The sequence below is a fragment of the Ruegeria sp. AA3 genome, from assembly GCF_056542905.1.
Map to the genome: position 1 here is coordinate 26,297 of NZ_JBQGAQ010000010.1, position 26,993 is coordinate 53,289.

Below are 26,993 nucleotides of genomic sequence, written 5' to 3' on the forward strand. Positions count from 1 at the left end.
GCATCCTTTATGCTTGTTTCGAAAGCCGCGTCCTAGTCAGGGCTCAAAATCGAATAAGTCAGCTACTACGAAGCGGAGGTGTTAATTTCAAACGTGGCCCACGGTACGGACGGGCAGCGTAGTTTTTGCGACCTGGTTGGGCCTTGCGTTTCTGGCGCTTTGCCGGTTTCGGGGTACAGTGAACCATGTGGCGCAGACCCTAGCCGGAATCCCGGCTCTCGCCTCCACCTTGGTTTACCTAAGCCCCGAGGGAGCAACCTGATACCGGAGGTATGAATTCTATTCACATTCCTGTGTCAGCCCTATGCAGACAGATGTCCAGCCGTCAGGATTGCGTATCCACCGACCGGAGATGCCAATGCGCCGTATTGTCCTGTTCGCCTTTCTCTTCGTCGCCGGTACAGCGCTCGCCAGCCCCGAACGCTGGGAACTTGAGTGGCCGCAGACCAATTTCTGCCGCAGTGCGGTCACGGATTGGTCCGAGATTCAGTCCGGCGGCCCGCCCAAGGACGGAATCCCTGCGATCAATGATCCCAATTTTTTGCGCACCTCTGACGAAACGAGGCTGGGAAAACGCGAGCCGGTGATCACGCTTGAGATCGACGGGGCCGAGCCTCGAGCCTATCCAATACGCTATCTGATATGGCACGAGATTGTGAATGACAGGGTCGGCGGAATCCCGGTGGCCGTCACCTATTGCCCATTGTGCAATTCCGGCATGAGCTTCGATCGGCGCACCGCTGCGGGCACACTCACATTTGGCGTCTCAGGCAAGCTGCGCCATTCCGACATGGTGATGTATGACCGCGAAACTGAAAGCTGGTGGCAGCAGGCCATCGGCCGTGCCATCGTCGGCGATCTGACAGGCACCGAACTGAAGACCCTGCCCACTTGGATGGAAAGCTGGGAAGAGTTCAGCAACCGTAACCCAGATGGGCTGGTGATGAATGAACCGGCCTATAATCGCGACTATGGGCGCAACCCTTATCGCGGCTACGACACCCTGTCGCGGCCTTTTCTCTATTCCGGTGAAAACCCGCCCCATGGTATCAGCCCACTGGCGCGCTTGGTCCGCGTCGGCGACAAAGCCTGGACTCTGGAGAGACTGAGCGCAGAGGGCGAGATCTCTGAGGCCGGGATAACGCTCTCCTGGCGCGCGGGGCAGGCCTCGGCGCTCGACACCGGGCGCATCGCCAAGGGGCGCGATGTAGGTTCCGTCCGGGTGCGTAACGCATCGGGACAGGATATCGCCCATGATGTCATGTTCGCCTTTGCATTCCACGCCTTCTGGCCGGAAGGCAGATGGATGCTGGCAGACGGGGGATGAACGTACCGGGCCCTGCATCGCGAGCGACTTCCCGGTCACTCTTCGCTGGGGGATTGTTAGATAAATCCATCTGATACCAATTGGGAGGATGTTTTAGAACCAGCCGCCTCCATTAGATTGGCAAGAGTAAATAAAACCAAAGTGTTTAGCATCTATGTGTAGCGGTCGGGCGAGGTTCAGGAATCAGATCCTCCCTTTTTCGGTGGGTTTCGCCGCTGCAAGAATCGAAAATCCGAGACGTTTCACACTTTGTGCAGCTAAAGCGTCGGGCGATTTCATTGAGCCTTGTCTAGCCGTAGTATTTGGCGATAGAGGTCCATGATGTCCAAGTTCATTGCGACGATCCATCAGCATATTTGGCGTTGCAATGAACGACAGGACAGCAGGCTGCAACCTCAGAAACAGAGTGAAGTGAGTAACGGTGGGAATGCGCCGTCCCCACGCTGCAAGGCTAAACAAAAGGATAAATTTCTGCGTTGCATCCAAGATCCGTAACGAGCCCAACCCAGCCATTGCAAATTCGTGCTGCACACGCACGCAGCAAGGATTGTTCTTCAGGCACGTAAATATTCGTGTCGCATGGCAATGGAAAACCAGACGTTCCGCCAACGGATGAATTCAGTGCCCAATTTCACCGTACGCGAAATTGGCAGCAAGCAAACATCACATTTGACTAGCTGTTTAACGCTAGAAAGCAATTCGAAGGGAGCGTTTAACCATGCCGTAGCCACCCGCCATCAGGCCAGAAATTGTGCCGTTCTCGATGTCCAGATCAACTTTTATCAAGCTCGGACTCGCCGGGTTCATAAACACCCCTTGTTCGATTTGAAATGATCGTTGAGATGATCCGCCAAAGTCGTGCAATACACATGCTAAAGGCCCTGCAGCCATCCCCGTCGCGGCTTCTTCTTCAATCGCGTATCGGGGCGCAAACATGCGGGTCGTCGCGTCTCGGTTGGTTGCCGATGGGTCTCTTGTGAAGACGTAATAACCGATCAAATCCAGTCGTTCGCTGATTTGCGTGATTTTGGCAAAATCTGGTTTCACATTGGCAAGACCATCGGCATCAGCGAGGCCGATGACAATGAAACTGTTACCGGTATTGACTAAAATCGGTGGTATTTCCTGATCAAGGTGATGTCTGCTGATCCCAAGGGAGTTCAGTACATCACCGATGCTTACACCTTTTTCCACCCATTCCTCTGGTATCGCGTATTTTGGGGCTAGCTGTTCCATATAGGCGGCGCCCTCTTTCATTAGTATGCGCCTTGGCCCATCAACTGTCTCCTTCGAGGTGTTGGGATTGGGAATCCGGCCCAGCGCGTCAAGGTGAGAGAAGGCGGCAATTGTTGCATGACCGCAATGAGCGATGCGCCTGTTCGGTGTGAAGAAATCCAGTTTGAAGCCCTCTGTCTTGGACTGCGACACAAAGGCCGTTTCGGACAATCCAACCCTTGCCGCGACGGTTTGCATATCCTGTTCGCCCAATTCATCAGCATCCAGGACGACGCCTGCGGGATTTCCACCGGCGCCACCGTCGACAAAGCCGTGTACGATTTCAACCGTTACCTGTCTGACAGTATTTGCTTGCGTATTCATTGGTTTTCTCCATGCGTCGGCCGCACCTTTGAGCATGGTGCGGCCAGTTTTACGTCAGTTGCTGGCGGCGGTGATGCGATTCAGAAAGGCGGTCATTTGCGCCGCAATCTCGGGCCCATATTCTTCCAGCGCGAAGTGACCCGTATCGAGCAGATGAAAATCGAGATCATTCAGATCGCGTTGATAGGGATAGGCGCCTTCGACCGGAAAAATGTGATCATTCTTACCCCACATCAGCAGTGCCGGGGGTTGATGCTCGCGAAACAGCGCTTGCCATTTTGGGTACTCGGCAACGTTGGTGCCGTAATCCAGGAAGAGTTCGAGTTGCACCTCCTGATTGCCTTCGCGGTCTAGTAGGTATTGGACGTGCCAATAGTTATCCGGGCTGATCGACTCGGGTTTCTGAACACCGTGAGTGAACTGCCATTTGGTGGCATCCAGAGTGAGGAAACCACGAAGCTGGTCGCCATTCTCTTGCGATGGGTCGGCCCAATAAGCTTTGATTGGATCCCAGAATTCACGCAGCCCTTCCTCGTAAGCATTCCCGTTTTGAATGATGAAGCCGGTTACCCGTTCGGGCTGTTCCGCAAACATACGGAAACCAACCGGGGCACCGTAATCCATCAGATAGACCGCATATTGATCGACACCCTTCCGGTCGAGCAGAGACGTCATCATTTCGGAGATATTCGCGAAGGAATACTCGAAGCCTTCGGCCATTGGCATTTCCGAAGCTCCAAATCCGGGATAATCGGGTGCGATCACGTGGTAGTGCTTGGCTAGTTCAGGGATAAGGTTGCGGAACATATGTGATGAGGTCGGAAAACCGTGAAGCAGCAGGACAGTAGGTCTGTTTGGATCTCCGGCTTCACGATAGGCGATAGCGATGTCGCCGATTTCTTCCGTGCGGAAGCTGACGGCTTGCGTAGCTTCAATTCCAGTCTCTGCGGCGATTGCTGGCGCCGGTGTAAATGGCGCAGCAATGGAAAGTGCGAGAATGCTGGCGCTCATCAGGACGGATTTCAGATTGCGCGACATGGATGTTTCCTTTCTTCAGGTTACGGCGTGCGTGCTTGAACGCGCGGGGCTTGATATCGGTCAGATTTGCTGACCCAGTGCCTCTTCGAGCCTTGCGTTTCGAGCTTTCAGTGCTTCCAACTCAGTGCGAAGCGGGACGAGGCAATCTTCAAATTCTTCAAGGGTTAGGCGATGGGGGATGTGCTGCGGGCAGTTCCAGTCCATTGCCTCAAGCTTGATCACAATCGCCCGCTCAGGATGAGCGCGATAGCCCGGCTCACTCAGGCGTTGCATCAGAGCCGGATCGGCATCGGCATCAATGAGTTTCGCCCGACCCCAGATCTTGAGGCGTCGCTGATTGGGATAATCCATCAGGATCAGCGAGATTTGGTCATTGCCCAGCAGATTCCCGGTGCTGAGATATTGCCGGTTGCCGCGGAAATCGGCGTAGGCAAGTGTCCGTTCATCCAACACTTTCAGAAAACCCGCAGGTCCACCGCGAAATTGTACATAGGGCCAGCCGGTTTCCGAGACTGTTGCCTGATAGAAGCCGTCTCTTTGCTCGATGAACCTGGCCTCGACCGGGCTGATAGAGTCCTCCTGACGCGTGCCGTCCAGAAACTTCGCGTAGCCGTTAGCTGACCCGTTTTTGGCCTGCGTTTCGCGAACGGAGGGCGTGAAGCTGATCTCTGCAAAGGGTCGTGCCATTGAATTCTCCATCTCGGCCTGGGCGATGCCCTGGGACTGAGGTGAAGTTAATTGGAGCTTTCAAGTTGCGGAATTTGGATACTTGGCAATATATTATTCAAAAATATGGAATAATGTCTTGGACAGATTTCACGCGTTAAAAGTCTTTGTGAAGGTCGCCGAACTAAAAGGTTTCGCTGCTGCGGCCCGCGACCTCAACATGTCACCACCGACAGTGACCCGAATGGTTTCTATGCTTGAGGACAGCCTCGGGCTACGTCTTTTTGTACGCACAACGCGCTCAGTGATGCTGACTGATAGCGGGCAAAGGTTTTTTGAGGATGCCAGACGTATTCTGGCTGACCTTGAAGAGGCCGAGCGCGCCGCTGTCGGTTCCTATGCCGAACCGACCGGGGAAATTAGTGTTACTGCATCAGTCCTGTTTGGCCGTATGTTCGTCACTCCAATTTTGGGCGATTTTCTGGATCTGTATCCAAAGCTCTCGGCGCGCACGCTCTATGTGGACCGCGTGGTCAATCTGATTGATGAGGGTCTCGACGTCGGGATCAGAATTGGCAACCTCGCTGATTCCAGTTTGATGGCTGTCAGGTGTGGTACGGTGAGGCAGGTCGTGTTTGCTTCCCGTAAATATCTTGACCGATATGGCGAACCAGATACGCCCGACGATTTATCCTGCCATGCAATCATTAATTCAACTGCCTTGAATGCATCGGCCCAATGGCATTTTCAACGGGGCAGAAAGACTGTCACCAAACGCATGAGCCCACGCATCAGCATGAACACAAATGACGCTGTGATCGAGTTGGCCTTGCAAGGTCATGGTGTCGGGCGGCTTCTGTCCTATCAAGTCGCACCCTACATTGCAGATGGGCGGCTCAAGACTGTTCTAAAGTCGTATGAACCACCCGAAGTCCCCATCCATCTTGTGCATCAAGAGGGACGAACCGTGTCTGCGAAGGTGCGCACTTTTGTTGACTTTGCTGTCGGACGTCTCAAATCTGATCCCCTTCTTGTCGGGAACCAAACACAGGTCCAAAAGCAAGATTAACAAATGGGCGGGCGTCTCGCTATTCAGCCACCGCCGCGACCGGGGCGATCCATGCATTTGGCACAAAGGCATCATCCAACGCGGTGTCCGCCACATGGTTCGTATAGTTCGACAAGGTTTTCAACGCTGTGCCAAGGATGACTTCCAGCATAGATTGGCGTGTGTAACCAGCCGTCAGAAACGCCTCGACCTGTGCGTCGCTGGGCCAGCCCCGGTTTTCGTTGATCACAATGGCGAAATTGCGCAGCGCTTCCAACTTGGGGTCGGCAATGGGACTGCCATCGCGCAATGCCGCGATCACGTCTTCGGGGACACCGGCCATCTGTGAAAGAGTGGTATGGGCGGCCATGCAGTACTTGCACCCGTTCAACCGGTTGTTGGTCATAAGGATGATCTGGCGCTCGGTTTCTGACAGGCTGGTCTTTCCGAAGATGCTGGAAAGTGTTGTGTAGCCTTCCAGAATTGCGGGAGCTTCGGCCATGGCGGCATAAAGGTTGGGGACAAAGCCATACCCTTTCAGCGATGCTTCCAGAATTGGTTTCGCCGCGTCAGGGGCGGAGGCGATTGTATAGGTCTCAAAATCAGTCATGTCTGGTTTCCTTTAGGAAGAGCTTTCGACGCACTCAAATTGTTCTTGCGGACAGCGCGTCTTGGAGAAATGCCGGTCTTTTGGGGAGGGGCGAGGCAGCGGTGGCTCCGACCGGCAAAAGCCACCAAATTCCTCAATCATAGGCTGCCGACAGGCGTGTGGTGGATGTCTGCCCACTTGGCATGGGCGCCTTGGATCACGGTCTCTTTGTCCTCAAGGTACTTCTTGAAGATGTCCTCATTCACAAAGAGATAGAGCTTGTCGTCCACGATATCGGCATACCGAACATCGCCATCAAGCTTCTTGCCTACATAGACGCCAAAGGCGCAGAACCCGCCGAATTGAGGCAGATGTGCCGTCGGATCCGCTTCGAATGTAGCTTGCGCCGCTTGCGACGCAAAATAGTAGTCCACACCATCATGGGGCGACGTGTAAGTGGCGTTGCCCATCTCAGGATTCTCGGCTTCAAACATCGACACAGGATCGACGCCGTGCATGCCGAGGGGGTGTCCAGTCAGGGTAAGACTGTTCGAAACGTTGTATTCATCGTCGGCCAGAGCCGCCGCCGCCAGAGCGAGCGTCAGCGCTGTTGTAAGTGCGGGAAGTGTAAAGATGCGTGTCATGACGTGTCCTTTCAGGGTGTCAGGCTCAATTTGGAAAGTCGGTTTGGGTCAGGCCGATTGGCCGATGCGCTTCACAGCGTCGTCGGTCCACCAGACGCCGTTGGCGACCATGCGGAAGTTGATGATGGCTGCGAGATACCCGTCACCTTCAGGCACCTTGGCTCCGGCCGTGGCATCGCGAACGACAGCAACTTCGTAGCCCAGCTCCAGCAATTCGTAGAGATGCGCTTGCGTACACAGGTTCGCCGACATCCCCGCAAGGATCACCTTGTCGATCTTGCGCTTGCGCAACTGCAGGTTCAGGTCGTTCTGAGCCGGGCTATAAACCTTGTGGGGCGAACAAATGATGGTTTCGCCATCCTCAATGTACTTTTTGTACTGCGGCATCCAGTCTGCACCTGAGCCCTCGAAATTGTCCAGGTTGAGCGGTCCCAGGCGGTCAAACATACCGATGCTGTGCATCGTGGCTTCCAGAGTGCCCTCGAACTCCCACTTGTGATCATGCGGGTAGTAATAGTGGGGCGAGATGAAGACCGGCATCCCGACTGCCTTAGCGGCGATGAAAAGCCGTTCGATATTGTCGACGGTGCCCTGTTCGGTCACGCTTTCGCCAACGACGCCCCACGTCACACCGTCCTCTGACAGAAAATCAATTTGGGGATCGGTCACCACAAGCGCGGTACGCCCCGGTTCGATGGTCATGTCGATTTGGGGAAGGCCTGGATTTTCCGGGTCAGCGTAGTAGGCGCGGGCCTCATCGGTCGCCGCAAGGGCCTGCCCGCCAGCCGCGATTGTTGTCCCAGCTGCGGCCGCACCAGCGGCTTGCGTCAGGAGGCGGCGGCGCGCCATATCAACGCGTTCCGGTGTGACGTCGCAGTCGCAGCCGTTTCCATGTTTGTGGTCATGATCGCTCATTGCAATTTTCCTTTGTCTGAGTGGGGCAAAGCGGTTTGCCTTACTCGGCAGCGCCCCAAGTGGATCTGACAAAGAAGAAGTTAGGCACAACATTGGCCGAGGTATTGGCAGGCCCTGCCAAGGTTTTGACCGAACCTGCCATGTGGTCTTGAGGTGTGCGCCTAGTCGGAGGTCGCTTGCTGTCGGAAACGAGCGGGAGCCTGTCCGACCCAACGCTTGAAGGCGCGGCTGAACGTGCTCTGTTCCGAAAACCCGGTCATAAAGGCGATCTCGGCTATGGAAGCCTTACCGTCACGGAGCAGGTCACGAGCGAGTGCAACTTGTGCCTGACCAAGAACGTCGCGATAGGTCAGCCCTTCTTCAGCCAACCTGCGGTAAAGAGTGCGCTCGCTCATTCCCATCTCTTGGGCGACATGCGCCGCCTGCGGTGCGCCGTTACTCAGGGCTGGCGTAAGTCGATGAACAAGTACGTTGCTCAGTGAAATATCATCATCCAGAGAATTGAATTCCTCATCCAGATGTTTCGTCATGAAATCTGACAAGCCCGGATCGCCAAGACGATTTACGCATTCGAGCATAGCAGGGCGCATCGCAATGGCGTTGTGGTCGCTCACAAATCGAACCGGGCACCCGAAATATTCGGCGTAACGTTCTGGCTCTTGTCTGCATGCATGCTGAAATGTGACATATGCGAGCGACAACCCATCACCCACAAACCGATGCATGTTCCTTGCAAAGGCAGCAAGCGCGCATTCGTTGCGCAGTTCCAGGGCGGCGCGATGTGGTGTTTGTCCTTCAAAAACCCAAAGGACCGGATCGCCAGTTTCATCAAGTCGGTAAACTGCGGTGTCCGTCACGAGACGAAAATAACGCTCGATCCGTTGCAAAGATTGCCTCAAGGTCGGAGCTGTCTTTACGGCCAAGCCAAGTACGCCGAGATCATCGGTCGCAATCGCGTTCGCATAGGCCTCAACCAACGCGGCCTCGTCCGCTTGTTGCGCACGAATCCAATCGATCAGATCGAAATACGCATCATCCGCCAATTGGCCGTCTTGAGCTTCTGGTAAACGCAGCACGACAGCGCCATTCGAAATCAGGGCGCCATCGTCGTTCAGCGTCATCCCGGCGGCGTTGGCCATCGCGCGGGCGAATGCGTAAGTTACACTTGCCATACAGTGAGATTAGCACTGGAAAGCTCTTTCACGCCAGATCGTCCAACCCTGTGATAGGTATAATAAATAAAGACAGCCTCGATCTTCGGGCGCTTTAGGATAAATGCGCCAAACTGATAAACCTCGTCATCAGATTTTCTGAACGGTATCGTCCGAGAACGTGCGCGAAGCATGCAGGCATCGAGGTCATGATAGATGGGCGAAATTTTCATATCTGTGCTGCTGCCGCTCGCAGTTGTGGTCACCATGTTCTGCCTTGGCCTCGGACTCACAGCGGCTGACTTTCAACGCATCGGACGACGTCCACGGGCCTTTTGCGTCGGCGCTCTCAACCAGATAATTTTGCTGCCTTGCATTGCTTTGATGGTGACTTTTATCTTTGGGATTTCCGCTGAGACAGCCGTTGGCATCATGATTTTAGCGGCCTGTCCGGGCGGGGCGATCAGTAACATCGTGACCAAGCTTTCGAATTGGGATGTCGCTTTGTCCGTTACTCTTACAGCAGTCTTCAGTCTGACTTGTGTCGTTACCGTACCGCTCATCCTGGGGTTTTCGATGCAGATGTTCATGGGGGCAACTGCGCCCGCTATCGACATCTCTTCGACGGCTCTGGCAATGTTTTTTTTAACAGCTTCACCGATCCTAGTCGGTGTGATGGCGCGGTCATTGGCGCCGCGAATTGCAGCCGCTGTCGAACCAATCTTTAGCAAGGTCTCTATGCTACTTTTTGCGCTGGTCATCGGAGGCGCGATCATTTCAAACTGGGTGGTGGTCGCGGATAACTACCTTAGGCTTGGACCCCCACTATTTGTTGTAGGTGCGTCACTCACGTTTATTGGCATCATGAGTTCAGGGATGCTCGGATGCACAGACATCGAGGCGAAGACGATTTCAATTGAGACCGGCGTTCAAAACGGAGCTTTGGGAATCGCAATTGCCACTTTGCTGTTGCCTAACACCAATGGGTTAAGCGAATATGCCATCCCATCCGCAATTTATAGCGTGGTCTGGATCGTAACAATGTTGCCTGTCTTCGCTTTCCTTGCGCGAAGAAGCCCAATTTCATGATCCTGACGCCTATTTGCTAGCTCTGGTTATGCGCTGAGCCAGGCCCCTTTGCTTCCATGCCAGAGCGCCATTTAGTCAAAGAGCGATCAAGGAGCTCCCAAGCCCTCTGTGGAACGGCCGCTTTGGCGATTTTCCCTGTTGAAGGAAAAAGCTGTTGCTGCCAGTGCGGTGTATCCTGCGTCAGCGAAGGTGTAGACTCCAAGGTCAGTTTTGTCCGCAGACTGTGAGTCGACGTTCTACAGGATTTCGCACGCGCAACGAACGGAGGCTATGCGGGCTGCGACTGCAGAACCGAGACAAGCCGATGGATGCGACCTAGTATCGCTCTACCAAGTCGGGTTGTTACGAGTTTTAGTTTGTATCCCGCGGGCTTGCAGGTGACGTATAGTTTCGTAGATTAAGCGCGGCATCAGAGAGGTCATGGATTGAGCTGGACCGAATATCTCGACACACATCAATCGCGCTTTGTCCAAGAACTGTGCGATTTCATTCGTATTCCATCAGTTTCAGCCAAACCCGAAAACGCGGGCGATGTTCGAAAGGCCGGACAGTGGGTCGTTGATCGTTTGGTCGCGGCGGGAATGGAAAACGTTCAGATGATGGAGACAGCAGGCCATCCCGTGGTCTATGCCGATTGGCTGCATACCGGGGCCGATGCGCCCACAATCCTAATCTATGGCCATTTTGACGTGCAACCGGCTGAACCGTTCGAGCTCTGGTCCTCACCCCGTTCGAGCCAACGATCCGCGGGGATCGGATCTACGGGCGCGGGGCGACTGATGACAAGGGTGCCATGTTAATCCCGATCCTAGCGGCCGAGGCTTTGCTGGCGGAGACTGGAAAGCTGCCGGTCAATTTGCGGTTTTTCTTTGAAGGCCAGGAAGAAATCGGCTCCCCTGACCTTCCACCCTTTATCGAGGCAAATCTCGACCGCCTTCAGGCCGATATGATCTTTTCCGCTGATGGCAGCCAGTGGGATACCGAGACGCCGCAACTGGTTCTGGGCCTGAAAGGGCTCACCTCGCTTGAGATCTCGGTTCAAGGCGCGAAAACGGACTTGCACTCTGGTATGCATGGCGGCGGTGTCGCAAACCCCGCGATGGCGTTGGCTCAATTACTGGCCAGCATGAAATCGGCTGATGGTCGCATCACAGTGGATGGCTTCTATGACGACGTTATCGCGTTGACCGATGAAGACCGTGCCGCGATAGCGCGGGTGCCATGGGAGGAGGCAGCCTATCTGGCCCAAACCGGAGCGCCAGCGACTTTGGGCGAGCCGGGATATTCCACACGTGAAAATCTGTGGGCGCGTCCAACGCTTGAGGTCAACGGGCTGACCAGCGGTTGGCAAGGGGAAGGTACAAAGACCGTTTTGCCCGCGGTGGCCTCGGCCAAAATAACTTGCCGACTGGTCGCTAACCAGAATCCCGAAAAGGTCTTTGACCAGATCTCAGCCCATGTGGAAACCCACTGCCCGCCGGGTGTGACTGCTCAGGTATCGCGCAACCCTGGGCGCGCGGATCCGTTCCTTGTACCGGCCGGTCACAACGCAACAGCCATCGCGGGACAGGTCCTCGAAGAGGTTTACGGCAAACCCGCGTACAAAACCCGCGTTGGTGGCTCGATCCCAGTGATGTCGACCCTGCTGGACGAGTTGGGTTTGCATGCCGTCATGTTTGCATTCGGTCATGAGGATGAAAACCAACACGCCCCGGACGAGTTTTTCCGTCTGCCAACCTTCCAGCGTGGCCAAACAGCCTATGCTCGGTTGATGGAACGGTTAGGTGAATAGGCATTTGCAGCATCGGTTCATCCATTTTCACAAGCTTCCGACATCACTGCATGGGTGCGATCTATGACATGCCGTACCTCTGCAAGAAACCGGTCTTCGTGATGTATGACCAGCCACTGATCATGCTCCGGATCATAAATTAAAGGTGACATCGGTTTCAGGCCCGGCTGGGTGTTTCCAATGAAAGTTGGCAGAACCGCCTTGGCGAGCCCTGCATTTGCAAGCTCCAGCGCATTTTGCGGCGCCGTCACTTCGATGGCGCCGCCCATTTGCGAATGCTCCCTGACGAACCAGACCGCCCCAGGTAGTTTTTAGAACATGATCAAAACTGAGCGCCCGCGGCAAATGTCGACTACGTGAGCTGCAAACGCGCCATTTCAGTTTTCTAATCAAGGTCTGCTTAGGGCCGGTTCGCTGAATGATCGGACGACTTGAGCATCGATTGCTGCAATAGCCTCAATGGCGGCTGAGAACTCAAAACTACTAGGAAAGTTCAAAGGCATGATGCACTTACATTCGGAAGGTCGCAGCCCAAAGCGGACATTTCCGACTGGACTTTGCAAATTTTGAAAGTCAAAAATGTAAGAAATCGAAAATCTCTGTTGCATGAAATCACTTAGCTAGCGCTTCTGATATGCGTTCAACTAACGCCTTCTGAACAACGGCAAACCTTGGGGTTTGTGCAATTTCCTCTAGCGTCGCGACCCACAACGGAACTTCAATCTCAGGACAAACGTCCTGCAACCTTTTAAGGCGGGTATCCGCGTCGCCGAAAAATGACGGCAGAAAGGTTTTTCCAGCTCCCAAGGCAGCCATCTGTTGTAGCACCAGAAAACTGTCTGCTCCGTTTGTCATTTCTTCGGCGCTCACATTCGCCTTCAGCCATTTGGCAGGAAGTGAACGGCTTAACGCCCCATCAAGCCTCATCCATTTGCGATTTGGGCAACCATCGTCAAAGACGCCAAAGGATAGCGTTCCTGCACGCTGCCCAACTAGTCCTTCCCCAAGCTTTGTCGATGGGCGCACCGCAATGTCTGCTGTAAGTCTGGAAAGATCATGGTGGCTATTTTGGCTCAGCAGAGTCAAATTCAAGCTTGGGTAAAGAAGTGAGATCTCGTTCAGGATGCGAGGGAGAACGATCTGACAAAGACTATCGGTAGACGTAATGCGCACGTGACCCATAGGAGACCGGTTAGCCCCTACAACCGCTCGCTCCACCGACAGCACAGCGTCTTCGACGCTTTCCATGGCCGAAAAGATCGCACTGGCTTCGGGGAGAATGGAGTATCCTGACGGGCTTTTTTGAAAAATCCGGCAGCCATTGCGCTCTTCGAATGCGGCCACCCTACGCAAGACTGTGGCATGCGTGACGCCCATGGCCGTCGCCGCCGCGTTCAACGAACCGTATTTGCTTACGGCTAGCGCGTACCGAATATCATCCCAGTTTTCGTTGTTCATAAATTAACAAGTGACGACCAATAACAAACAATTACAAGTAAATTCGTTCAAGTTATCGTTCAGACTATTGAACAGGGAGACACACCATGATGAAGAAATTTTCGATCTTTGCGGCAGGTCTTTTGTCATTAGTCGCAATTGGCACAGCCATCGCCCACGAAAGTGAAAACCCGGCTGTGAAAGCTCGAACCTCAATCATGCAGCTCTACGCCTTCAATCTTGGTACACTTGGCGGCATGGCCAAAGGCGAGACGGATTATGATGCCGAGGCCGCAACGCGGGCTGCAAACAACCTTGTGGTGCTAACGCAGATCGACCAATCCGCGATGTGGCCCCAGGGATCTGACAATGTGTCCGATCCGTCCTCCCGAGCGCTACCTGCGATCTGGGAAAATTTCCCTGACATTGGTGCGAAAGGGCAGGCCATGGCAGACGCCGCTGTTGCGATGCAGGCTGTGGCTGGCCAAGATGTTGATGCGCTGAAAGCGGCGATGGGCGATCTGGGTGGAAGCTGTTCCGCATGTCACAAAGCGTACAGAGCACCGAAAGACTGAATGGTAGAAAGCTGTGAAGCGGAATTCCCTTTTTACCGCTTTCCTTGCACTTGTGGTTGGGTTGGCCGGTTTGGTGCTGACCCGACCACAAAGAATGGATCAGTCACAATTCGACAATCTGAACCCAGATCTCGCCAGAGGTGAAATCGTGTTCCACGCCGCAGGATGCGCATCCTGTCATTCAGCGCAGGGCGCGATTGGTGAGGACAAGCTCATGCTCTCCGGTGGTCGTAGGTTCGAAACGGATTTCGGCACGTTCATTGCCCCGAACATATCCAGTGACCCCGATGTTGGCATCGGGTCCTGGTCTGTATTGGATCTGGCCAATGCCCTAACCCATGGAACCGGGCCCGAAGGGCAACACTATTTTCCTGCGTTTCCTTATACGTCTTATGCCAACATGTCAGTCGAAGACGTTATTTCGCTTCACGCATTCCTCGGCACGCTGCCAGCGGTCGCAACCGAAAGCGAGGTGCATGAGGTTCGCTTTCCCTTTAACATTCGACGCGGACTGGGGGGATGGAAGCTTTTGTTCATGTCGCCAGGCTGGGTAGTCGAAGGTGATCTGACCAACCAACAAAGGCAAGGCCGGTATCTGGTGGAGGCTCTTGGCCACTGCGCCGAATGCCATACGCCGCGAAATGGCTTAGGTGGTCTGAAACGAGACCTTTGGCTGACAGGTGCACCAAATCCAAACGGGAAAGGTCGCATCCCCGGCCTTACCTCAGACCAGCTTGACTGGTCCGAGGCTGACATCGCCGAGTACCTGAAATCCGGCTTCACGCCGGACTATGACAGCGCAGGTGGTGAGATGGTGGACGTCATCGAGAACACATCGCGCCTCACGGATGAGGACCGTTTGGCGATTGCCGCCTATCTCAAAGCTGTTCCTGTTTCGTCGACGGGGCTTCCATCAGAGTAACAGACGTTCGGCGCCATGCTGCGGGGACCAAATGCTGTCGCCGGTCGCCAGTAGGAAGCTGTGAGGCCTATTCCCTTTTCACCAAACACCTGCTTTACGTTTTGAACATCGGAGCTCACCAAACACCCGAGTTTCTGTTCATGATTGATTGAGGGTCGCGGCCAAATGACACAAAAAATCGCTCTTTGGTCCATTCCTATATCCATTGCGGTACTGGCCCTATCTAATCATGCAGATGTGAGAAAATGACACAACAAACTGTGGTGCTCGATAACACTTTGACCTGCCCTGAGTGCTGGCACATTGAAACCGAGAAAATGCCAACCGAAGCGTGCCAGTGGTTTAGTGATTGCAAGTCGTGCAAGGTAGTTTTGACACCGTTGGAAGGCGATTGCTGTGTTTATTGTTCCTACGCAACCGTCCCGTATCCGCCAGTTCAGTTAGGAAACCACTGTTGTGGTTAGCTTTTCTGTGGGTTCAATCAAGCTGCATTGCGGTGTGAACCGACGCGCTGAATGGCCGGTATGGGCCGTCGAAGCACCTGAGATTGGGAGGTTGCCTGCCTTTCGCTGCAGATTGTGTCAATGACAGATTCTGGGGAAAATCGCACTTCCAAGGCTGGAACACCTTACGGAACAGAAAACCTTCTCTTCCACTGAACGACACGCAATTCATCGCGTTTCTCATATTCTGTAATAGCTTCACTGATGCCCCGTTTAACTTGATCCTCTTGATCTTTTCCGAGATCGGTCATGCGCATGGTAAACCAAGCAGTCATACCTCCGGGCGGCAAGGTGGCGAAGCGAGGGAAAGGGGGATCATTTTCACCTGTCCGCCATTTTGCGGGCAAGGAGGGATCGAGGACAATACCCCGTGCCACTCCCACGACATCCACATCCCCTGACCGGATTGCAGCTTCAGCCTCCTCTTTACGTTTGAAGCCTCCGGTGACCATAAGTGGAACCGATATCAGTCGACGCGCAGCGCGTGCAAATTCGACAAAGTATGGACCCTTCGTGGCGCGTTCCGAGCTGGAAGGTGCCCCGGGGAAATAGGTTCCGCCGCTGATATCCAGAAGGTCGACACCCTTGCCTTCAAGGCCTGCAACGACTTCGAGTGCTTCGTCTTCCGTTAAGCCTCCGTCGAGTTGATCGGTTGCATTCAGCTTTATTGCTACCACAAATTCGGATGGGACCGCCGCGCGAACGGCTTCGACCGTTTCAATCAGTAGCCGCATCCGCGCCTGTATCGAGCCGCCATAGGCATCGGTTCGGCGATTGAATAGTGGCGACAGAAACTGGCTCAGGAGGAAGCCGTGCGCGGCATGGATTTGCACGCCGCCAAAGCCCAATTCCGCCGCACGCAGTGCGGTGCGGGCAAAACAATCTGGAACGGCCCTTATCTCGGCGATAGACATGGCTTCGCTGCGGAAATCAGGAAAGTCGATGGCACTTGGCCCTCTGGGTTTGCTGATCGGAAGATGAGCCATTGCCCCAGCATGCCCAAGCTGCAACCACAATTGGGCTCCGTTAGCCGACCCGCGCCGCGCAAGGTCGCGAAACGCTTTCAGGTCGGCTGCATCATCCAGAACCAGATTGCCCGGTTTCTCGGGGTACCTCGGATCACCCTGCACTTCGCCGATGATCGACGCGGCAAGCCCTCCTTCAGCCCAGCGTTCATAAAGCCGCATCTGAGAAGGAGTTGGGTTTCCCTGGCCATCCGCCAACGAATCCGACATCGCTGATTTGATGATCCGGTTCTTCAATAAACGCCCATTCGGCAATGTGATTGGCGAGAAAAGGGAGATGTTCGAAGCGGTGTTCAAAGCAGTTTTCCTTGGAGTTTTCCTTGGAGTTTTCATCTCAACCTGAGATACTTTGGATCACTTTGCATGATAAGATGGCTATTTGGATCACGTCTTGATAGATTTTGGAACAGATGACACATAAGACAGAAATCGAGATCCTTCTGGCCGTTGTCGATCACGGCAGTTTCTCAGCCGCCGCTAGAGTGTTGGGATACACCCCGTCCGCTGTGGGTAAACGGGTGCACCAGCTGGAAGAGCGGTTGAAGGTGCCGCTTCTTGTCCGCTCAACCCGACGCATGGCCTTAACCGATGCAGGACAGCGATATGTGGAGGAAGCGCGCGGTCTTCTTGCTCGCCTAACAGCGCTTGAAGAGGATATTGCCGATGATGGCGACAGGCTGCGCGGCACAATCCGCGTGACAAGCGCCGCAGCTCTTGGTCGCCTGCATGTAGTTCCCATTGCGATCGAATTCATGGAACGACATCCGGAGGTTGAGATCGAATTGCTGCTGACCGACAAATCGGTCGATTTGGTCGGAGAAGGTTTTGACCTTGCGATCCGCAGCGGTGTCTTACGCGATTCGTCCCTGGTCTCGCGAAAACTGATGACCAACCGGCGAGTACCATGTGCTGCAACTGCCTATCTCGAACAGCATGGCACCCCTCAGCGACCGGAAGAGCTTACCACACACAAATGTTTGCGCCTGCGCCATGAGATGCACCTTTCGGATTGGGGTTTTGCCCGAGCACCACACGGGCATGCGCGGCTTGGCTCCGGCTTCATTTGCAACAGTCTTGAAGCTCTCCACGCAGCGTGCTGCGCGGGGCGAGGCATTGCTTGGCTGCCAGAGTTTCTCATCTCCCAAGACCTGCCAAATGGCCACCTGGTACCGATGTTAACTGATTTCACTGAACAAGACGCTGGCGGTGGGATCTTCATTCTACGCCCGGAAACAACCTTCCTGCCGCGGCGGGTGCGGGTTTTGATCGATTTCCTGGTAGACCACTTCCCTGGCATTCGAGCCGACTGAACCGGGGAATGCCTGACAACTTCACCCATTTTCTTCAGACACGGGAAATACTGATCCAGGATAGCGCGCGACCGGACATTGGTCGCATGTGCCTACGTTCTCGGCTAATAAGCAACGATAAGACTGAATAGACTTCAAGTTTCCTTGGAAGCCTGCCGTCGGGCAAACACTTTGGCAATGTCTTCTCGGTTTTGCTGAGCCCAGCCGTGGATTAGCGCAATTGGCTCCACCATCTTTTCCCCCAACGACGTCAGTGAGTATTCCACATGGGGCGGGACCACATCATAGACCGTACGCTTAACTACACCCCTGTCTTCGAGATTGCGCAGGGTTTGCGTCAGCATCTTTTTTGAAATGCCCTGCAACCGCCCTGCTAACTTTCCGGGGCGTTGGGGGCCAAGAGACAGCGTATATATCAACCCTGGAACCCACTTCTCCGACATTAGCTCAAACAACTGACGCGTGGAGCATTTCAGGTCGTATTCTTCTTTGCTGATCGGGCGCATTCCACTTTTACAATGGTTACCTCAAGGTGCCTACTTGATGTTTTGTAACCAATGTTCAGCTTGTAAGCCAGAGATACACCGGCCTTCAAAGGATTAAACCATGCCCACCTACATGCTGACATTCCTCCGCGTCAAAGATGCAGAAACACACGCCCGAGACTATCTTCCGGAGGCGCACGCGATTTTGCTCAAATATGGCGGTAATCCTCTTGCTGTTACTGAGGATTTTGAAGTGATCGAGGGAAACCTGCCCAAAGGACGCCTGATTTTGATGGAATTTCCCAGCAAAGAGGTCGCCAAAGACTACTATCTTGGACCGGAACATCGTCCATACAAAGAAATACTGGACAGGGTTGCATCCTGTGATTTGGCCGTTTTCGAAGGTGTAACAGCGCCAAACTAAACCGTCATTGGGCGTTCCACTGCTTCTGTAGCGAACGCCCGCATTATTGCGCTTTGCGTTAATTCGCTCTGCAGCATATCTCGCAGGCGCAGCGAACGGCAGCTTTGACGGGCTGCAACGCAGCAACCGAGTGTGGCAGCCAAAGGCCGGTTTGGGCCGTCCTCGAAAGCTTCGGCACGACCCAATATCGCCAATGCTGCAATTGTTCCCGCGGCAATAGAGAGCCCAGATTGACCGATGCTGCGCTCGGTTCCAAAGTCCGTTATCCCACAGAACTCGGTCTTTCGTCAGGCAATCGGTGTGAAGTCCATCGTCCAGTTGGTTTCCCAAGTGGCTCCCTCATCAGTCGAGAAAGCTTGTTCCCATCGCGGAACCGCCCCTTTTTTCCAAAGAAACCTGACGATGAGGGGCTGCCCATTCAACACGTCATGCGCGTGAAATTCACCGATATCTCCTGTGAATGCACCCTTTACCGGTGTATCAAGCCTGTGGGGCGATCTACCGTCGAGCCACCAGATCGCCCATTCCCCTGAATCTGGATCGAAGCTGCGCAAGGCAATGGCGCGATAAGGCTGTCCAGGAAGCTCGACAAGGTTGTCTTCAACATTTCCATTGCCTGCAAGGATTGGCTGAGTTTGCGATTGGCCTGCGAAAACCTCCCAATCATCGCAGCCGGTTAGCCGCTCCTTCAAGCGTCTGTGCTGTACGGTCCAAGACCCGAACATGAAGTCAAAATCATTCTGGATAGCGGTTGTCGCCTCAGGGCTGCGATCGGTGTGCATGGCTTCTCCTTTTTTCCGTGACATGACAGCTTATGAGAGAAATAACCCGACATATCGTGTCATGTTTTTCGGAGAGCCGATGAAATCCTCTCGCTTACTGTCAATTTTGTTACGCCTTCAATCCCGCGGCCTGATGACGGCGCAGCAATTGGCCGATGAATTTGAGGTCAGCTTGCGCACGATTCACAGGGACATCGATCAGCTAAGCTACGCAGGTGTCCCCGTTTATGCCGAGCGGGGGCGCAACGGCGGCTATCGGTTGATGGATGGATACCAGACCCGATTGACAGGCCTTGATGCGGATGAAGCGCGCAGCCTGCTGCTGGCGGGGCTTGGCTCCGCATTGGATGATCTTGGTTTGCTGGAAGCCGCGAGCCAGACAGAGCTAAAAGTCATGGCGTCGCTCTCGGGCTCGACGCGCGATCAGGCCATTCTTGTTTCCGAGAGGTTTTTGTTGGATCCGCTGGGTTGGTATCAAAAGAGGACTACGGCTCCATTTGTGCCTGAGGTTGCCTCAGCCGTGTGGAATGAAAGGCGACTGTCGATAGAATACGAGAGCTGGAACGGTGTCGTGGACCGTGTCGTGTCACCCTTGGCGATTGTCCTGAAAGCCGGAAACTGGTATCTTGTCGCGCTCGTCGAAACCCCACGTGTCTACAAGATTGCAAATGTCCGGAGCATCAAGGTTCTTGATGAAACATTTTTACGCCCGAAGACTTTTGATGTCAGCGCTTTTTGGCACAGTTGGATCGCAGATTTCGAGCGTCGGCTGAAGTCTCAACCAGTCGCGCTTCGGGTCAGTTCAACAGGCTTGCGCATGTTAAACGAATTGGGCTTTGTATCGCAGTCGCCTGTTCAGATTCCGAAACGAAAAGGATGGTTCTCTGTGAACGTACACATGGAGGTTGGAGTGAAGGCCGTTCGTGATGTTTTATCGTTGGGTTCTGAGGCCGAGGTCCATGAGCCAGCCGCATTTCGAGAAGACGTGATCGCTGAGGCCCGCAAAGTTATCGATCTATACGTATCTTGATTTCACCGAGGTCTGCTTAATGAAGATAAGCGGGCATCATTTGCGATGGCAACGAACTGGCGCTTTGTCCCGCTCAGCAGACCTTGAGGGCAGTAAGTGCGTTTGACAACGCAGTGAAAGGCGGCTCTGAGCCCGAAGCCGACCCTGCGGAGACAGGGCTGATCGCTTCGCTTAGCATCCATCTGGAGATGCGGCTCGATGAGCGCCAAGTCAGCAACGCGATAAATAGCGCGGTTTACTGGCATCTGTTGGCTACATCTGATCAAAAAATACTCGCCATTTAAGGAAGAAGACATCGAACGACGGGATTTCAGAAGAAAATACAGTTTCAATTGAACGTGTTCAGAGGATCAGACCATATCTCGAGCGTAAATTAAGCCAAGTTTTGCGTTTCATTCTTCAATCCTGAAACTAATTTCAAGTATCAGCGCTAGACTGTAACGGCCTGCAACAACTCATCGCGTGTCACGTCTTCTCTAGTGCCGTTGATCAAGACTTCTCCACGTCGCAACGCGACAAAACTGTCGGCAAGGTCATAGGCAAAGTCAAAGTATTGCTCCACTAGAATGATTGCCATTCCGCTCGTGGTTCTGAGGTGCCGGATCACTTCGCCTATCTGTTGGATGATGTTGGGTTGAATACCTTCGGTCGGCTCGTCCAACAGAAGCAGGCGTGGTCGCGTTATTAGTGCCCGCGCGATCGCCAGTTGTTGCTGTTGACCGCCAGAAAGGTCACCTCCGCGACGGTTTTGCATTTGCTTGAGTACCGGGAACATATCAAAAACTTCATTTGGGATGAAATGTTCGCTGGCTGGCAGACAGGAGTACCCCGCTTCAAGATTTTCGCGAACTGTGAGCAAAGGAAATATCTCACGACCTTGTGGAACATAAGCCACACCTTTCCACGCCATTTGATGAGCAGGCAGGACACCCAAAGGTTCCCCATCCAGTTCCAAATTGCCACCCGAGCGTGGATGCGTCCCCGAGATTGCTTTCATCAGGCAGGTTTTCCCGACGCCATTGGTCCCCATGATGCAAGTCACTTCACCTTGTCTGGCTTCCATGGAAATCCCGTTGAGGATTTGCGAATGCCCATAGTGCAAAGTCAGATCGGTCAGTTTAAGCATTGCTTAGCGCCCCAGATAAACGTCGATGACGTCCTGATTGGAAGTCACGTGATCAAGACTACCTTCAGCCAAGACCGACCCTTCGTGCAAAACCGTGACTTTGCAATTCAGACGTCTGACAAACTCCATATCGTGTTCCACCACGACCACAGCGCGGGTTCTGGCGGCCTGAACCAGCAATTTGGTCGTGTGTTCGCGCTCCTGGGGGGTCATCCCAGCGGCAGGTTCGTCCACCAGCAAGAGTCGTGGCTCTTGTGCCAGCAGCATGCCGATTTCCAGCCACTGCTTTTGACCGTGGCTCAGTTCGCCAGCTTTGCGGCTTAGGTGCTGGTGCAGACCGATCTCGACGCTCAGATCGTCAACTTTCCGCAAATCGTCTTTGGAGGGTCGATAGAAGAGAACGCGAAGCCAACCGCGTTTGTTCTGAAGCGCCATAAGCAGATTTCCGTGTACGGTCTGGTCTTCGAAAACCGTCGGCTTCTGAAACTTCCGCCCGATGCCAGCCTGCGCGATTTTTGCTTCGGACATTCTCAGCAAAGATACGGATTTCTTGCCCCAGATGACGCGTCCATTATCGGGCCGAGTTTTTCCTGTGATGATATCCATGAATGTGGTCTTGCCTGCCCCGTTCGGGCCGATCACGGCGCGAAGCTCGGCCTCGCCGATCTGGAACGACAAGTTGTTGATAGCACGAAAACCGTCGAAAGTGACCGAAACGCCGCTAACCTCAAGCAAAGTGCTCATTCGATGGCCTCCTTCTCTCGCAGGGCTCCGTCATCCGGTCCCAGATTTGCCCCGTGCCTGTCCGGGTGGCGGCGGTCGGTCCACAAGTCGAACAATCCTCCGATGCCCTGCGGGGCGAACAACGTAACCAACACGAAAGTTACGCCCAGTAGAACCTGCCACCAGTCGACCCATTTGATCGTGTAAAACCCAAGCGAAATATCCGGGGCCTGCCCGCCCGTAAACCACGTACTCAGAAGACTGACAAAAGCTGCGCCAATTACCGCGCCGTACAAGCGACCTCGTCCACCGATTGCGACCCAGACGGCCAAATAAATCGAGGCGATTGGGGCCATCTCCTCGGGGTTGATGATGCCCGCTTGCGGGTAATAAAGCGCGCCAGCAATGGCCGCGATACAAGCAGTCAGGGTGAAGACGGCCAGTTTGTAGACTTCGACCGAGTATCCAAGGAACCGCACCCGCGCCTCGTTATCGCGGATGCCGCGAATGACCGAGCCGAATTTGCCCGACACGATCCACGCAGCGAGCAAATAACCTAACCCCAGTGCCAGTGACGAAGCCCAGAGGAACCAGATCGACACCACGTCCTGCGAGGCGGAGACACCAGGCAGATTCTGCAGGCCGGACAAGCCGTTATTGCCACGCAAGCCGCTGTCGTTCTGAAACAGGTACAGGGCCAGTGCCAACGTCATCGCCTGTGTCAAGATCGATAGGTACACACCGGTGACGCGGCTCCGGAAGGCCAACCATCCGAAGATCAGCGCCAGAAGACCAGGGACTAGCACAATTAGGATCAGTTGCAGTGTCAGGCTATGGGAAAAAGCCCAGATCAACGGAAATTCCGACGATCCGACAACGCCAAAGATTTGTGTGCCGATGGCGTCCACCACCTCGGCTGAAGTCGGTGGAATTTCGGCCTGTGCCAGCGAGTCGACCACGATCAGGCGGGTGCGTTCGTACATCAACCACATGCCGATCATGTAGCCCCCCAGCCCGAAGAAGGCGAAGTGACCTAGCGACAGGATGCCGGTGAAGCCCCAGACCAGATCCATCGCCACTGCGATCAGGCAGAGGCACAGGGTCTTGCCCAGCGTTTTGACGAAACTGGTCGAAATTACGCCGATCCCGAACCCTTCGGACAGGATCGTCACGCATAGGGTAAACAGAGACAGGATCGCCAGAAAGACCAGCACCGAGGGGTTCTTGGCGACAAAGCTACGATCCATGGCTCAATCCCCCGCGGCGCGGCCTTTGAGGGCGATGATGCCCCGCGGCCGGAATTGGATGAAAATGATGATGAAGATGATCATGTAGGTTTGGGCCGCGAGAGTGTTCGACGGGTTCATCCACTCGATCCCTTTTTGCAGAAAGCCGATCATTCCGGCACCCGCCAGCGCACCCCAAATATTGCCGACGCCGCCGACAACCACGGTCATGAAGCTTTGAACGATATAGTCGCTGCCCAAGTCCGAGGTGACCTTAGCGAACAGACCAATCGCAACCCCGGCGATCCCGGCGATACCCGAGCCCAACCCGAAGGTCAGCATATTCACGCGCCCCGGATTGATCCCCATCGACCCCGCCATACGCGGGTTCTGCGTCACCGCGCGCATCTCAAGCCCGAGCCGCGTGCGCTTAATAATGTAGAGGAAGAGTCCCAGAAAGATCATCGCAAGCACAAAGATCGCGATGCGGATGTAGCTGATCGAGACCACATCGTTCAGCACCCACGCCCCATCCAGCCATCCCGGTGCGGTCAGTGGGCGGGCCTGCGTTCCAAAGATGTTCTTGGCCAGTTGTTGCAGCGCAATCGAAATTCCGAAGGTCGCCAGCAGCGTCTCAAGCGGCCGGGCATAGAGCCAGCGGATCACCAGCCGCTCCATCGCGACGCCCATGGCAAATGTCACGGCAAAGGCCATGGGGATTGCCACGATGATCGAAAGCGTGTGGTCAGGGATAAACTGCTGCACCACGTATCCGGTATAGGCGCCCATCATAATAAACTCGCCATGGGCCATGTTGATCACGCCCATCACGCCGAAGGTGATGGCCAGACCAATGGCGGCAAGGAAATAGATCGACGCCAGTGAGATCGCGTCCAGCGTCAGGTCGAGCGTCTGGTTCAGGCCGACCTTCAGCTCGATCTGCTCCAGTGCCTTCTTGGCTGCTGCGGTCACTTCGGACGACGGCTCTGCATAGATTTCAAAGAACACATGGGAGTCCAGCGCGATGTCGACATCAGTTTGCGTGATCAACGCCGGAACGGTTCGGGCTTCAGCTAATTCCGCATACGCCTGCGCGCGGGCGGCGTCGGTGTTCAGTTGCACGACCGGAATACCTCCCACGCGACCTCCGTCGATATTAGCGGCCAATGCCGCGCGAATGTCATCGGGTGATACACGCGGCGCGGCCAGGTCGCTGGCAACCAGCAGATCATAGGCCGCATCACGCGACAGGTCATGCGATCCGGGTTGCAGGAGATTGGCGATATTCACGTCGGACGGCAGGTCTGCCGCCGTTTGCAGTTTGGTCACGACCAGAGGGTTTAGCGCCGCGCGGACATCGACCCCTAGATCATCGGACATCTCTTCAATAGCGGTCACTCGGGCCGAAACATCCGCGTCGTATCTAATGGTCAGCAACCGTTCCAGCCGCTGTTTTTGCGCTTTCAACGCCGCGTCTGGTTCAGCTTCAATGGACGCGCGCAGCGGCTCCAGCAAGGCCCCTTCGGGATCGCGCTGGATGGATTGCAGGGCCGCCAGACGTTTCGCGCGATTCGGATCGGTCAGTTGGAACCGGACCAGAGCGGCCCCGATCATCGCACGGATACCGCTGTTGGGTTTCAACTGCTTAAGCTCGGTTTTCTCGAACGTGCCGACGACTTCTCCGGTGTCGAAGTCGGTCAATTCATACGACCGCCCCTCACCTTTCTGGCCAGAAAAGAACAGACCGTCAGACTTGCGCATCCACATATTCTTGGCGGCCCACGTCTCAAGCATCACTTGCGCCTGAGGCAAGCCGCTCGATGCAATTGCATCGATCGCTGGTTTGATCGTCTTGCGCGAGCTTTTGGCGATGATCTCCTGATGTTCTTGCAGGATCGGTTGCAGACCGGCCTCTTGCGCGTTGGCGGTCAGGCAGGCGCACAGAATTGCGAGGCCCGCAAGGAATAGTCGTACCATGTGGTGAAACCCGAATGTCTCTTGTGGCAAGGCGGGCGAACAAACCCGCCTTGCGTGTCCGTTAGTAGTTCGACAGTGTCTGAACGCAGGTTTTGGTCTCGGTGTTGTACATACCGCAGCCCAGCTCTTTCCAATCCGAGACCAGCACAGCCGACTCCGGAAGGAAATCAGTCCACGCGTCACCCGGCACGACATCAGTCTCACTGATGATATCGAACTGGCCGTCTTCCTGAATCTCGCCGATCAGAACCGGTTTGGCGAGGTGGTGGTTCGGCAACATCACAGCAGTGCCACCGGTCAGGTTCGGGAACTCCTGCCCGTACATCGCCGCGCGTACAGCATCGACTTCGGTCGTGCCGGCCTCGGTCGCGGCATTTACCCACATGTTGAAGCCGATGTAATGCGCTTCCATCGGATCGTTGGTCACGCGTTCATCACCCATGGTGGCTTTCCATGTCTCAACGAACTCTGCGTTGACGTCAGTGTCGGCCGATTGGAAGTAGTTCCAAGCGGCAAGGTGACCGACGAGGTTCGTGGTATCCAGACCGGACAGTTCTTCCTCACCGACCGAGAAGGCCACGACTGGAATGTCATCTGCCGACACACCGGCCGCTGCTAGTTCCTTGTAGAAGCCGATATTGGCGTCACCATTGATGGTCGAGATCACACCGACTTTCTTCCCATCCGCGCCCAGCGCGACCACGTCAGCCACGATCTTGGACCAGTCGGAATGGCCGAAAGGCGTGTAGTTTACGAAGATATCGTCATCAGCAATACCCTTCTGCTTCAGATAGCTTTCAAGGATATTGTTGGTAGTCCTGGGGTAGACATAGTCCGTGCCGAGCAGAGCGAATTTCTCGACCCCCAGTTCCTCCAGGAAATAGTCGGTCGCAGGGATCGCCTGCTGGTTCGGGGCCGCTCCGGTGTAGAAGACGTTTTTCGAGCTTTCTTCACCCTCATACTGTACCGGATAGAATAGAAGGCCGTTCAGTTCTTCGATCACCGGCAGGACTGACTTACGACTGACCGAAGTCCAGTTGCCAAAAATCACATCAACTTCATGCACAGTGAGAAGTTCACGCGCTTTTTCCGCGAACAAAGGCCAGTCCGATGCGGGATCCACTACAACGGCCTCAAGCTGCTTACCCAACAAACCGCCCTTGGCATTTTGTTGATCGATCAGCATTAGCATCGTGTCTTTCAGCGTCGTTTCCGAGATTGCCATCGTACCCGAGAGCGAATGCAGTACTCCGACCTTAATAGTGTCTTCGGCCGACAGCGCAGCGGTGGCCATGGCAGCAAATACTACTGATCCGGCGAGCGTGGATTTGAGCGATTTCATCTAATCCTCCTGGCGAGGTCAGCAGAGAAGGCTTGCGCAATTGCGCATTCTTCATCTACCTGATCCCCGCAACTGTTGTTGCGTTCCGTGTGGCGGTTGTGATCGAGGTCCAATTCGCGCAGCCGTCACACACCCTACGAATTCTTTCCGCGGTGGCACCCATACGGTTTCTGCATTGCAGCATGCTTGGCAACGTACGTTTGCCTCGATTCTGGAAATCAGTGAGATGTGCCCATTTTTTGATCTCG

At 54.7% G+C, this 26,993-nt stretch carries 31 protein-coding genes; 12 read left to right on the plus strand and 19 right to left on the minus strand.

Features of this window, described 5'->3' with window-relative positions; genetic code table 11:
- Window positions 1-358: 358 nt before the first annotated feature.
- Complete coding sequence (locus ACR0JR_RS16300; RefSeq protein WP_480457041.1) at window positions 359-1,327, plus strand: DUF3179 domain-containing protein; 969 nt, start codon at window positions 359-361, stop codon at window positions 1,325-1,327.
- Between the two features lie 183 nt (window positions 1,328-1,510).
- Here ACR0JR_RS16300 and ACR0JR_RS16305 read toward each other — a convergent pair whose 3' ends face one another.
- From ACR0JR_RS16305 to ACR0JR_RS16320, 4 genes are all read right to left on the minus strand, one after another.
- Entirely contained in the window at window positions 1,511-1,936 is a 426-nt protein-coding gene (locus ACR0JR_RS16305; protein ID WP_480457042.1) for a hypothetical protein, read from the minus strand.
- 78 nt (window positions 1,937-2,014) lie between these two features.
- The gene (locus tag ACR0JR_RS16310) at window positions 2,015-2,962 is read right to left on the minus strand and encodes a PhzF family phenazine biosynthesis protein (protein WP_480457043.1); all 948 of its coding nucleotides are present in this window, start codon (window positions 2,960-2,962) and stop codon (window positions 2,015-2,017) included.
- Between the two features lie 18 nt (window positions 2,963-2,980).
- Window positions 2,981-3,964 (minus strand): alpha/beta fold hydrolase, encoded by a 984-nt coding sequence (locus tag ACR0JR_RS16315; protein ID WP_480457044.1) that lies wholly within the window; start codon window positions 3,962-3,964, stop codon window positions 2,981-2,983.
- Between the two features lie 60 nt (window positions 3,965-4,024).
- Window positions 4,025-4,651, minus strand: a complete 627-nt coding sequence (locus tag ACR0JR_RS16320; protein WP_480457045.1) for a pyridoxamine 5'-phosphate oxidase family protein — start codon at window positions 4,649-4,651, stop codon at window positions 4,025-4,027.
- A gap of 118 nt (window positions 4,652-4,769) precedes the next feature.
- On the opposite strand from ACR0JR_RS16320, the gene ACR0JR_RS16325 reads away from it, so the two are divergent.
- Window positions 4,770-5,699 carry a LysR family transcriptional regulator gene (locus ACR0JR_RS16325; RefSeq protein WP_480457046.1) on the plus strand — a complete coding sequence of 310 codons (930 nt, stop codon included), beginning with the start codon at window positions 4,770-4,772 and terminating at the stop codon, window positions 5,697-5,699.
- Between the two features lie 19 nt (window positions 5,700-5,718).
- Here ACR0JR_RS16325 and ACR0JR_RS16330 read toward each other — a convergent pair whose 3' ends face one another.
- The 5 genes from ACR0JR_RS16330 to ACR0JR_RS16350 all read right to left on the minus strand — a co-directional run bounded on the left by ACR0JR_RS16330 (window position 5,719) and on the right by ACR0JR_RS16350 (window position 9,246).
- The gene (locus tag ACR0JR_RS16330) at window positions 5,719-6,288 is read right to left on the minus strand and encodes a carboxymuconolactone decarboxylase family protein (RefSeq protein WP_480457047.1); all 570 of its coding nucleotides are present in this window, start codon (window positions 6,286-6,288) and stop codon (window positions 5,719-5,721) included.
- 137 nt (window positions 6,289-6,425) lie between these two features.
- Window positions 6,426-6,911, minus strand: coding sequence for a YHS domain-containing (seleno)protein (locus ACR0JR_RS16335; protein WP_480457048.1), 486 nt, complete (start codon window positions 6,909-6,911; stop codon window positions 6,426-6,428).
- Window positions 6,912-6,959: 48 nt separating this feature from the next.
- Entirely contained in the window at window positions 6,960-7,826 is an 867-nt protein-coding gene (locus tag ACR0JR_RS16340) for a cysteine hydrolase family protein (protein WP_480457049.1), read from the minus strand.
- Between the two features lie 161 nt (window positions 7,827-7,987).
- Window positions 7,988-8,998 carry an AraC family transcriptional regulator gene (locus ACR0JR_RS16345; RefSeq protein WP_480457050.1) on the minus strand — a complete coding sequence of 337 codons (1,011 nt, stop codon included), beginning with the start codon at window positions 8,996-8,998 and terminating at the stop codon, window positions 7,988-7,990.
- On the minus strand, window positions 8,986-9,246 hold the full coding sequence (locus tag ACR0JR_RS16350) for a hypothetical protein (protein WP_480457159.1): 261 nt from the start codon (window positions 9,244-9,246) through the stop codon (window positions 8,986-8,988). Before ACR0JR_RS16350 ends, ACR0JR_RS16345 begins: the two co-directional genes overlap by 13 nt.
- On the opposite strand from ACR0JR_RS16350, the gene ACR0JR_RS16355 reads away from it, so the two are divergent.
- The 3 genes from ACR0JR_RS16355 (at window position 9,245) to ACR0JR_RS16365 (ending at window position 11,858) form a co-directional block, all read left to right on the plus strand.
- Window positions 9,245-10,066: a bile acid:sodium symporter family protein gene (locus tag ACR0JR_RS16355; RefSeq protein ID WP_480457156.1), complete on the plus strand. Its 822-nt coding sequence runs from the start codon at window positions 9,245-9,247 to the stop codon at window positions 10,064-10,066. The two genes, ACR0JR_RS16350 and ACR0JR_RS16355, sit on opposite strands and share 2 nt — an antisense overlap.
- A gap of 425 nt (window positions 10,067-10,491) precedes the next feature.
- Window positions 10,492-10,866 (plus strand): hypothetical protein, encoded by a 375-nt coding sequence (locus tag ACR0JR_RS16360; protein WP_480457051.1) that lies wholly within the window; start codon window positions 10,492-10,494, stop codon window positions 10,864-10,866.
- Window positions 10,824-11,858, plus strand: a complete 1,035-nt coding sequence (locus ACR0JR_RS16365; protein ID WP_480457157.1) for a M20/M25/M40 family metallo-hydrolase — start codon at window positions 10,824-10,826, stop codon at window positions 11,856-11,858. The genes ACR0JR_RS16360 and ACR0JR_RS16365 overlap by 43 nt, the downstream gene beginning before the upstream one ends.
- 17 nt (window positions 11,859-11,875) lie before the next feature.
- On the opposite strand, the gene ACR0JR_RS16370 is transcribed toward ACR0JR_RS16365, so the two are convergent.
- Together ACR0JR_RS16370 and ACR0JR_RS16375 are read right to left on the minus strand one after the other, a co-directional pair.
- On the minus strand, window positions 11,876-12,127 hold the full coding sequence (locus ACR0JR_RS16370; RefSeq protein ID WP_480457052.1) for a hypothetical protein: 252 nt from the start codon (window positions 12,125-12,127) through the stop codon (window positions 11,876-11,878).
- A gap of 343 nt (window positions 12,128-12,470) precedes the next feature.
- Window positions 12,471-13,316, minus strand: a complete 846-nt coding sequence (locus ACR0JR_RS16375) for a LysR family transcriptional regulator (RefSeq protein WP_480457053.1) — start codon at window positions 13,314-13,316, stop codon at window positions 12,471-12,473.
- An 86-nt stretch (window positions 13,317-13,402) separates the two neighbouring features.
- Between ACR0JR_RS16375 and ACR0JR_RS16380 the strand changes: the two genes are divergently transcribed.
- The 3 genes from ACR0JR_RS16380 to ACR0JR_RS16390 all read left to right on the plus strand — a co-directional run bounded on the left by ACR0JR_RS16380 (window position 13,403) and on the right by ACR0JR_RS16390 (window position 15,256).
- Entirely contained in the window at window positions 13,403-13,870 is a 468-nt protein-coding gene (locus ACR0JR_RS16380; protein ID WP_480457054.1) for a c-type cytochrome, read from the plus strand.
- Between the two features lie 13 nt (window positions 13,871-13,883).
- Window positions 13,884-14,792 carry a c-type cytochrome gene (locus ACR0JR_RS16385; protein WP_480457055.1) on the plus strand — a complete coding sequence of 303 codons (909 nt, stop codon included), beginning with the start codon at window positions 13,884-13,886 and terminating at the stop codon, window positions 14,790-14,792.
- Between the two features lie 245 nt (window positions 14,793-15,037).
- Complete coding sequence (locus ACR0JR_RS16390; RefSeq protein ID WP_480457056.1) at window positions 15,038-15,256, plus strand: GDCCVxC domain-containing (seleno)protein; 219 nt, start codon at window positions 15,038-15,040, stop codon at window positions 15,254-15,256.
- Window positions 15,257-15,420: 164 nt separating this feature from the next.
- Here the strand turns inward: ACR0JR_RS16390 and ACR0JR_RS16395 are convergent, their stop codons facing one another.
- Window positions 15,421-16,653: an NADH:flavin oxidoreductase/NADH oxidase family protein gene (locus ACR0JR_RS16395; RefSeq protein ID WP_480457057.1), complete on the minus strand. Its 1,233-nt coding sequence runs from the start codon at window positions 16,651-16,653 to the stop codon at window positions 15,421-15,423.
- A 77-nt stretch (window positions 16,654-16,730) separates the two neighbouring features.
- Here ACR0JR_RS16395 and ACR0JR_RS16400 point away from each other — a divergent pair, with 77 nt between their 5' ends.
- Entirely contained in the window at window positions 16,731-17,630 is a 900-nt protein-coding gene (locus tag ACR0JR_RS16400) for a LysR family transcriptional regulator (RefSeq protein ID WP_480457058.1), read from the plus strand.
- Between the two features lie 134 nt (window positions 17,631-17,764).
- Here the strand turns inward: ACR0JR_RS16400 and ACR0JR_RS16405 are convergent, their stop codons facing one another.
- Entirely contained in the window at window positions 17,765-18,136 is a 372-nt protein-coding gene (locus ACR0JR_RS16405) for a winged helix-turn-helix transcriptional regulator (RefSeq protein ID WP_480457059.1), read from the minus strand.
- 100 nt (window positions 18,137-18,236) lie between these two features.
- Between ACR0JR_RS16405 and ACR0JR_RS16410 the strand changes: the two genes are divergently transcribed.
- A complete protein-coding gene (locus tag ACR0JR_RS16410) occupies window positions 18,237-18,539 on the plus strand; it encodes a DUF1330 domain-containing protein (RefSeq protein WP_480457060.1) in 303 nt (100 codons plus the stop codon).
- 287 nt (window positions 18,540-18,826) lie between these two features.
- Here the strand turns inward: ACR0JR_RS16410 and ACR0JR_RS16415 are convergent, their stop codons facing one another.
- Window positions 18,827-19,321: a DUF1579 domain-containing protein gene (locus ACR0JR_RS16415; RefSeq protein WP_480457061.1), complete on the minus strand. Its 495-nt coding sequence runs from the start codon at window positions 19,319-19,321 to the stop codon at window positions 18,827-18,829.
- A 79-nt stretch (window positions 19,322-19,400) separates the two neighbouring features.
- Here ACR0JR_RS16415 and ACR0JR_RS16420 point away from each other — a divergent pair, with 79 nt between their 5' ends.
- Both ACR0JR_RS16420 and ACR0JR_RS16425 read left to right on the plus strand, forming a co-directional pair.
- Entirely contained in the window at window positions 19,401-20,351 is a 951-nt protein-coding gene (locus ACR0JR_RS16420; RefSeq protein WP_480457062.1) for a helix-turn-helix transcriptional regulator, read from the plus strand.
- Window positions 20,352-20,464: 113 nt separating this feature from the next.
- Window positions 20,465-20,635, plus strand: a complete 171-nt coding sequence (locus ACR0JR_RS16425; RefSeq protein WP_480457063.1) for a hypothetical protein — start codon at window positions 20,465-20,467, stop codon at window positions 20,633-20,635.
- 146 nt (window positions 20,636-20,781) lie between these two features.
- Here ACR0JR_RS16425 and urtE read toward each other — a convergent pair whose 3' ends face one another.
- The 5 genes from urtE to urtA form a co-directional block, all read right to left on the minus strand.
- Window positions 20,782-21,477 (minus strand): urea ABC transporter ATP-binding subunit UrtE, encoded by a 696-nt coding sequence (gene urtE / locus ACR0JR_RS16430; RefSeq protein ID WP_480457064.1) that lies wholly within the window; start codon window positions 21,475-21,477, stop codon window positions 20,782-20,784.
- Window positions 21,478-21,480: 3 nt separating this feature from the next.
- Window positions 21,481-22,221 carry an urea ABC transporter ATP-binding protein UrtD gene (urtD, locus tag ACR0JR_RS16435; RefSeq protein ID WP_480457065.1) on the minus strand — a complete coding sequence of 247 codons (741 nt, stop codon included), beginning with the start codon at window positions 22,219-22,221 and terminating at the stop codon, window positions 21,481-21,483.
- Window positions 22,218-23,447: an urea ABC transporter permease subunit UrtC gene (gene urtC / locus ACR0JR_RS16440; protein WP_480457066.1), complete on the minus strand. Its 1,230-nt coding sequence runs from the start codon at window positions 23,445-23,447 to the stop codon at window positions 22,218-22,220. The genes urtD and urtC overlap by 4 nt, the downstream gene beginning before the upstream one ends.
- 3 nt (window positions 23,448-23,450) lie before the next feature.
- Window positions 23,451-25,403: an urea ABC transporter permease subunit UrtB gene (gene urtB, locus ACR0JR_RS16445; RefSeq protein WP_480457067.1), complete on the minus strand. Its 1,953-nt coding sequence runs from the start codon at window positions 25,401-25,403 to the stop codon at window positions 23,451-23,453.
- Window positions 25,404-25,464: 61 nt separating this feature from the next.
- Window positions 25,465-26,745, minus strand: coding sequence for an urea ABC transporter substrate-binding protein (urtA, locus tag ACR0JR_RS16450; protein ID WP_170475578.1), 1,281 nt, complete (start codon window positions 26,743-26,745; stop codon window positions 25,465-25,467).
- Window positions 26,746-26,993: the final 248 nt, after the last annotated feature.

Bases quoted from the DNA above. Each gene is read 5' to 3' on its own strand.
- ACR0JR_RS16390 (WP_480457056.1), top strand. From the start codon at position 15,038: ATGACACAACAAACTGTGGTGCTCGATAACACTTTGACCTGCCCTGAG.
- ACR0JR_RS16355 (WP_480457156.1), top strand. From the start codon at position 9,245: ATGTTCTGCCTTGGCCTCGGACTCACAGCGGCTGACTTTCAACGCATC.
- ACR0JR_RS16315 (WP_480457044.1), bottom strand. From the start codon at position 3,964: ATGTCGCGCAATCTGAAATCCGTCCTGATGAGCGCCAGCATTCTCGCA.
- ACR0JR_RS16370 (WP_480457052.1), bottom strand. From the start codon at position 12,127: ATGGGCGGCGCCATCGAAGTGACGGCGCCGCAAAATGCGCTGGAGCTT.
- ACR0JR_RS16335 (WP_480457048.1), bottom strand. From the start codon at position 6,911: ATGACACGCATCTTTACACTTCCCGCACTTACAACAGCGCTGACGCTC.
- ACR0JR_RS16345 (WP_480457050.1), bottom strand. From the start codon at position 8,998: ATGGCAAGTGTAACTTACGCATTCGCCCGCGCGATGGCCAACGCCGCC.
- urtD (WP_480457065.1), bottom strand. From the start codon at position 22,221: ATGAGCACTTTGCTTGAGGTTAGCGGCGTTTCGGTCACTTTCGACGGT.
- ACR0JR_RS16420 (WP_480457062.1), top strand. From the start codon at position 19,401: ATGAAATCCTCTCGCTTACTGTCAATTTTGTTACGCCTTCAATCCCGC.
- urtC (WP_480457066.1), bottom strand. From the start codon at position 23,447: ATGGATCGTAGCTTTGTCGCCAAGAACCCCTCGGTGCTGGTCTTTCTG.
- ACR0JR_RS16395 (WP_480457057.1), bottom strand. From the start codon at position 16,653: ATGAAAACTCCAAGGAAAACTCCAAGGAAAACTGCTTTGAACACCGCT.
- ACR0JR_RS16380 (WP_480457054.1), top strand. From the start codon at position 13,403: ATGATGAAGAAATTTTCGATCTTTGCGGCAGGTCTTTTGTCATTAGTC.
- ACR0JR_RS16340 (WP_480457049.1), bottom strand. From the start codon at position 7,826: ATGAGCGATCATGACCACAAACATGGAAACGGCTGCGACTGCGACGTC.
- urtE (WP_480457064.1), bottom strand. From the start codon at position 21,477: ATGCTTAAACTGACCGATCTGACTTTGCACTATGGGCATTCGCAAATC.
- urtB (WP_480457067.1), bottom strand. From the start codon at position 25,403: ATGGTACGACTATTCCTTGCGGGCCTCGCAATTCTGTGCGCCTGCCTG.
- ACR0JR_RS16400 (WP_480457058.1), top strand. From the start codon at position 16,731: ATGACACATAAGACAGAAATCGAGATCCTTCTGGCCGTTGTCGATCAC.
- urtA (WP_170475578.1), bottom strand. From the start codon at position 26,745: ATGAAATCGCTCAAATCCACGCTCGCCGGATCAGTAGTATTTGCTGCC.
- ACR0JR_RS16320 (WP_480457045.1), bottom strand. From the start codon at position 4,651: ATGGCACGACCCTTTGCAGAGATCAGCTTCACGCCCTCCGTTCGCGAA.
- ACR0JR_RS16350 (WP_480457159.1), bottom strand. From the start codon at position 9,246: ATGGTGACCACAACTGCGAGCGGCAGCAGCACAGATATGAAAATTTCG.
- ACR0JR_RS16330 (WP_480457047.1), bottom strand. From the start codon at position 6,288: ATGACTGATTTTGAGACCTATACAATCGCCTCCGCCCCTGACGCGGCG.
- ACR0JR_RS16410 (WP_480457060.1), top strand. From the start codon at position 18,237: ATGCCCACCTACATGCTGACATTCCTCCGCGTCAAAGATGCAGAAACA.
- ACR0JR_RS16310 (WP_480457043.1), bottom strand. From the start codon at position 2,962: ATGCTCAAAGGTGCGGCCGACGCATGGAGAAAACCAATGAATACGCAA.
- ACR0JR_RS16415 (WP_480457061.1), bottom strand. From the start codon at position 19,321: ATGCACACCGATCGCAGCCCTGAGGCGACAACCGCTATCCAGAATGAT.
- ACR0JR_RS16300 (WP_480457041.1), top strand. From the start codon at position 359: ATGCGCCGTATTGTCCTGTTCGCCTTTCTCTTCGTCGCCGGTACAGCG.
- ACR0JR_RS16375 (WP_480457053.1), bottom strand. From the start codon at position 13,316: ATGAACAACGAAAACTGGGATGATATTCGGTACGCGCTAGCCGTAAGC.
- ACR0JR_RS16405 (WP_480457059.1), bottom strand. From the start codon at position 18,136: ATGCGCCCGATCAGCAAAGAAGAATACGACCTGAAATGCTCCACGCGT.